The sequence below is a fragment of the Bartonella sp. AC62GZZY genome (assembly GCF_042196525.1).
GTDB lineage: Bacteria > Pseudomonadota > Alphaproteobacteria > Rhizobiales > Rhizobiaceae > Bartonella.
In genome coordinates, this window is record NZ_JBHIQN010000020.1 from 9,088 (window position 1) to 14,185 (window position 5,098).

Sequence of the window (5,098 nt, forward strand, 5' to 3'; positions counted from 1 at the left end):
AGCTGCTCTGTTGATGTCTGCTTGCCAAGAGCATGGGAAGTGGCGCCTTGAGAAAAGGAGGAAAGCGGAAAGGAGGAAGGGGGTGAAAGAAGGGTGGGGTGGATGTCTGTGAGAGGGTGGTGCATTTTGGAGTCCTGTTTTGGGATACCTTGTTGGGGCATGTGTTGGGATGCCTGTGTGGGGCTTTTGCATGGGGAAAACGCTTTTGTGATGAGAGAAAAATGGTCGATGTTGACGCGTTTTACGGTGTGAAGAGCTTATCCAAGTGTTGTTTTGCCGCCCTTTGTTTTGTGTTATTTTGTCCGATGCTATTGTGGTTTTGAAACGTTTTTATCCCTGTGCGTGCTTGAAAAATACGTTGTTTTTGTGATGTCAAAAATTGTCGCTATAGTTGATCAAACTGCGGTAAAGCGTGTCGTTGTTCTCAGAGGTAAAAGATGAGGAGCTTCCCTGTTTTTGCTGTTCTTGCCGTTCGATCTCACGGCGAAACCAGTTGCGCCATGTGGCTTGCCAGTCTACTTTGAGAGCTTCTTTGCCGCTCTTGGCTTTCCAATAGTCGCGAAATTTTTTGGCTTGCCAAAGAGCTTGGCTTTCACTCAAGCCTTCTGAAACTGCCGCCTTGATGTCTGCTTGCCAATGCTCAGGAAGACGGTACCCTTTGGCAACTGAGGCTGTGGTTTTTTTGTTGGAAGAAGGAGGAATGGAGGAAGGAAGATTGCTGAGGGGAAGAGTGGTGGCGGATTTTGTCTTTTCCCCCGTGACAATTTGCGCGATAGGGGCGGGAGTGAACTCCGCTTGGGGAGCGTTTAAAGGGGAGGCGTTTTTTTGCTCCGCTTCTTCTTGTGGAGGAGAAGGGAGAGGTGAATCAAGAGCCGATAAGGGTGATGGATGATCGCTTTGTTCAAAACTCTCTTCGCAGGAAAAACAAGGTTCTGTCTCATCAAACAAAATTTTCTTTTCTAAAACACCGTAAGGTGTTTCCTTTTCTTCTGCCTTTTGAGCTTTTGAGCTTTGTGCAACATCTTTTGTACTTTCGTTAAGCAGTTGTTGCATCTCTACATTGATTTTCTTGCGTTTTTTTGCCGAAGAACGACCCGCAAAGGATTTTTGTTCAAGCAATTTTTCACGCTCTTGAAAAACATTTTCGCAACGCTTATTCCATAATCCATTGGCTAAATTTAAAATCTTACCCTCTTGGATGAGCATCTCTAAAACATTAACAAAAGTTCGCTTGTCACAACCACAAAGACGCGCTAAACGTTCTTTCGATATTTCTAAAGGTCGGCCACGGGCATACATTTCATTGAGAAGAATCGTATAGATTCCAATTTCGTGTGCGCGCATCCCACGTACACCTCCTAGAAAGTCATTTTGATACCAACAAACATATGGAAGCCTAGACGATTCATAATGAGGAGTTTCTTGTTGATTAGCGTGTTTCATACTGCAATCTACTTTCTTCTTTTTTATACATTTTTATTGATGATAAAAGCTCAAATAAGGATTTAACTTGTGTTGCTTTTGGCTCTGTTCGATGATGACGAGAGGCTTCTTTACGATGCTTATAAATGATTGGCTGTGCTTGAAGCGCATGCAAACTTACGATTTAAGATTGCGGTGATGGAAAAAATAAAGAATACCACACATTCTCAACGTACTTTCTTTTGGGCAGAAGCTTTGGAGGTGGTCTTTTATATCCGGTAGGGTGGTTAAAGTGTTTTTATGAGCTAAAAATAGAAAATTCCCCCTAAAAAGTAAAATTTGTTTCCTTAATTTTATCCTTTTTAGAGGATAATGCAAGCCCGTTTTATAAAAAGGACGTGTTTTTTTAAAAAGACGCGCTATATGGTGAAATTATGAATATCGATGGTTGGCGTCAAAGATTAAAGACCGCTTTGGAAAAAAGTGGGCGGTCAAAAAGATCTATCTCTCTCTCTGCCGGTAAAGGCGCGGGGTACCTTCATTCTATTCTTTCTGAAGGAAAAGAACCAACAATCGAATCTCTCTCGCGAATTTGTCACGAAATTAATATCAGTATGAATTATATTCTTTACGGGAAAGGGGCTAGCCCTGAAGATAAAGAATTTATAGAGCTTATTTCGAAACTCTCTCCGCAAGAGAGACAGGCGATTTTGACTCTTTTGCGGCGGCCAATTGACGAAGCTTCAAAATAACTTCTTTCTGTGCTTTTGTGTCAAGGCGACTCCAGTATTTTATTAATATTATGTCACTCATTTTATCTCTCCTGTGTGTTTATAATTGCAATTTTGTAAGAACAAATAGAGAACAACAAAGGGGCATGAGAGGAACAAAGAATAATAGATTTTTCTTTACATATGTCATTTGAACCCCGTAGATATTTAAAATATATCTTTTATGAAGGATAAAATGATTGACATCTCTCCTATAGAGGATATAAGACTAACGCTATATTTAGTCTTGTCAAGACAAGGCTATGCTTTATCAACTATCTAAAGGGGGAAATCATGAAAAATATTTCATTCGTTAAAGAGGATGAAATCATTGTCGTTTTATGCGAAGAGGAAAATCCTTGTACTTATGAAGGACCAATCGACGAAATCGAAGAGGTGCTCGAACTGATTGAAGAATATGAAACTGTTTATAGAGTTTTACGACTCGATCTGACAACTTCTTATGCTGAAGATGTTACGGAACAAATCGCTGATTTTTATGTCGAAAATCATGAAATAAATGAAGAAAATACACAATTGCAGCCCTTCATTTTGAATAGTGAAGCGTATCATGCTTTTTTAAATGAAAGAGCGGCGTGCGATTATGAAGATAATCTCTATGGCTCTTATGAAAAACAGCATCGTTTACGCCCATGTGATGTCTTGACAGATTATTGGTGGTAAACATGACAAGTTATCTCAAGACTTCTTATCGAGGGATTCCACTTTATTATGCTGGAAATATGCGAAATTTAATCAGACTCGAACCACAAAAACACGACGCTCTTCTTTTTATCTCGCAAGAAGCGGCGCTGTCTATGGCAAAAAAATTGGCGGAAGAATATCTCCGCTATGATTTTTCCGTCGTGCAATAGCAGGGTTGAAAAAAGAAGCCGCAATGATGGGCCAAAGTGCTTTTTCATTGCGGTGACAATGGTGCGCGTTATGCTTTCGTCTAGGGAGGCCGCCGCTTGGGAGGGACTTAGCTGATATGGAAAAGGAGGGGATGAGAAACTTGTGGGGAGAACGAATGGGGGGGAGCTTGAAGCGTATGCAAGGCATATGCTGGAGGGGAGATATGAGGTGTGGAAAAGGGGGGCAGCCGTATAGCGTTGAGGAGATGTCAATCTTTAAAAAAAGCTTTGTGTAGGGGGAAAGAGTAGAGTGTTGAGGGAGGGGGGAAAGCAGAGAGCTTTGAGCGCAGGGAGTGCAAAGAGCTTGGACATGAATGTGAAAGCATGCTGGGAAATGGGGGAAGGTGTTTGAGGGGGAAGAAGAGGAAGGCGCTATGGGGGCGCGGTTCTGACCGTTTTTGTGTTGAGCCTTAGGGAGATAATGACGGGTAAGGTTTTTTTTATCGGGGAGAAAATATCACGCGTTATGCTTTCGTCTAGGGAGGGCGCCGCTTGGGAGGGACTTAGCTGATATGGAAAAGGAGGGGATGAGAAACTTGTGGGGAGGAGGGATGTTGGGGGGGCGTTTCCAACAGCTTTTGTGATTTCAGTAGCACAATATTTAAGGATGCTGTCATTCTTAGTGGGGAATGCATCTTAAAAGATATGAATGTTTCAAAGAGAATATGTTGCAAAAAAAAGCACTTTAAAGATTAAGGAGAGAAATACCATGCCAATCATTATCGATTGTATTCAAGGAACAGAGGAATGGCAGCAAGTGCGTAATGGTTTGATTACGGCTTCGTTGTTTGAGATGGTGATGGCACGAACAAAACAAGGGCAAAAAACGTCACGCTATCAGAGTGTGATGATGAAATTGGCGGGAGAAAGAATTACAGGAAAAACCGTTGATGAAGGGACAACACTTTCTCAGCGACGTGGGACTGAATTAGAACCAAGCGCGCGACAGCTTTATGGGAAACTGACACATACAGAACCTGAATGTATTGGCTTTGTTTTGGCTGATGATCGCGGACAAGGATTTTCTCCCGATGCTTTTGTGGGAAAAAATGGATTGTTGGAAATTAAAACAAAAAAACCTGAAATTTTAATTCCTCATTTCATGCAAAAGGGCTTTCCAGCAGAACATAAAGCACAATGTCAAGGAGGGTTATGGATTTCTCAACGCGAATGGGTGGATTTAATGCTCTATTGGCCAAATATGCCACCTTTGATTAAACGGGCTTATCGTGATGAAGCCTATATTTGCAAGCTTGAAAATGAAATTAGCCGTTTTAATGAGGCGTTGGAGAAGATGGTACAGCAAATTAAATCGGTTGAGACAGGTTTTCATATAAGAACAGAAATTGCTTTGAAGGAGGGAGAAAGCGGGGAGCTTGGAGCGCATGCAAGGCGTATGCTGGAGGGCAAAGCAAGAATGAGACGCAAGAGGGGAAGAAAGGGATCTTGTGTAGCGTTGAGGAGAGGCAAAGTTCTATAAAAAAGAAATTCAGAGGGAAAAGAGCAAAGCATATGTTGGAAGAGGGTGCCAAACAAGGGGGCGCAGCGAAGCAGGGAGCACAAAGAGCTTGGCTATGAATGTGAAAGCATATTGGGACAATGGGGGGTAAAAGCGGGGAGCTTGAAGCGCATGCAAGGCGTATGCCGGAGGGCAAAACGAGAATGGGAGTAAGGCCAAGTGTTTAGAGATATGGTGGCATGATTTTGGGAGCTTTTGTGGTGAGTGTTGGGGGAGTACAATGACGGGCAAGTGTTTTTTTATTGCAGAGACAATGGTGCGCGTTATGCTTTCGTTCTTGAGGGGGAGCTTAGGGGCGCCGCTTGGGGGGAAGAGCTTTGCGGGAATTTTCTTAGCCAACATGGAAAAGGGGGGGCATGAAGAAAAGAACCTATATATGGGGAATTGCGGGCGCTTGGGGGGAGTTGCCGGCTGGTTCATTGGGGGGAAAAGACAATGGAGGGGGCAGGTCGTTATCCAGTGGCTTGGAGTGA

6 protein-coding genes are annotated in these 5,098 nt (G+C 42.8%); 5 read left to right on the plus strand and 1 reads right to left on the minus strand.

The window, feature by feature from the left end; genetic code table 11:
* Window positions 1-372: 372 nt before the first annotated feature.
* Window positions 373-1,443 carry a YdaU family protein gene (locus tag ACFIML_RS08260; RefSeq protein ID WP_375609335.1) on the minus strand — a complete coding sequence of 357 codons (1,071 nt, stop codon included), beginning with the start codon at window positions 1,441-1,443 and terminating at the stop codon, window positions 373-375.
* A gap of 413 nt (window positions 1,444-1,856) precedes the next feature.
* Between ACFIML_RS08260 and ACFIML_RS08265 the strand changes: the two genes are divergently transcribed.
* From ACFIML_RS08265 to ACFIML_RS08285, 5 genes are all read left to right on the plus strand, one after another.
* Window positions 1,857-2,174: an XRE family transcriptional regulator gene (locus tag ACFIML_RS08265; RefSeq protein ID WP_375607060.1), complete on the plus strand. Its 318-nt coding sequence runs from the start codon at window positions 1,857-1,859 to the stop codon at window positions 2,172-2,174.
* A gap of 312 nt (window positions 2,175-2,486) precedes the next feature.
* Window positions 2,487-2,876, plus strand: a complete 390-nt coding sequence (locus ACFIML_RS08270; RefSeq protein ID WP_375607059.1) for a hypothetical protein — start codon at window positions 2,487-2,489, stop codon at window positions 2,874-2,876.
* A 2-nt stretch (window positions 2,877-2,878) separates the two neighbouring features.
* Entirely contained in the window at window positions 2,879-3,067 is a 189-nt protein-coding gene (locus ACFIML_RS08275; RefSeq protein ID WP_375607058.1) for a hypothetical protein, read from the plus strand.
* Between the two features lie 748 nt (window positions 3,068-3,815).
* The gene (locus ACFIML_RS08280; RefSeq protein WP_375687883.1) at window positions 3,816-4,586 is read left to right on the plus strand and encodes a lambda exonuclease family protein; all 771 of its coding nucleotides are present in this window, start codon (window positions 3,816-3,818) and stop codon (window positions 4,584-4,586) included.
* A 259-nt stretch (window positions 4,587-4,845) separates the two neighbouring features.
* Window positions 4,846-5,098, plus strand: a 253-nt coding sequence (locus tag ACFIML_RS08285) for a hypothetical protein (RefSeq protein ID WP_375687885.1), incomplete at its 3' end; no start/stop codon positions are given.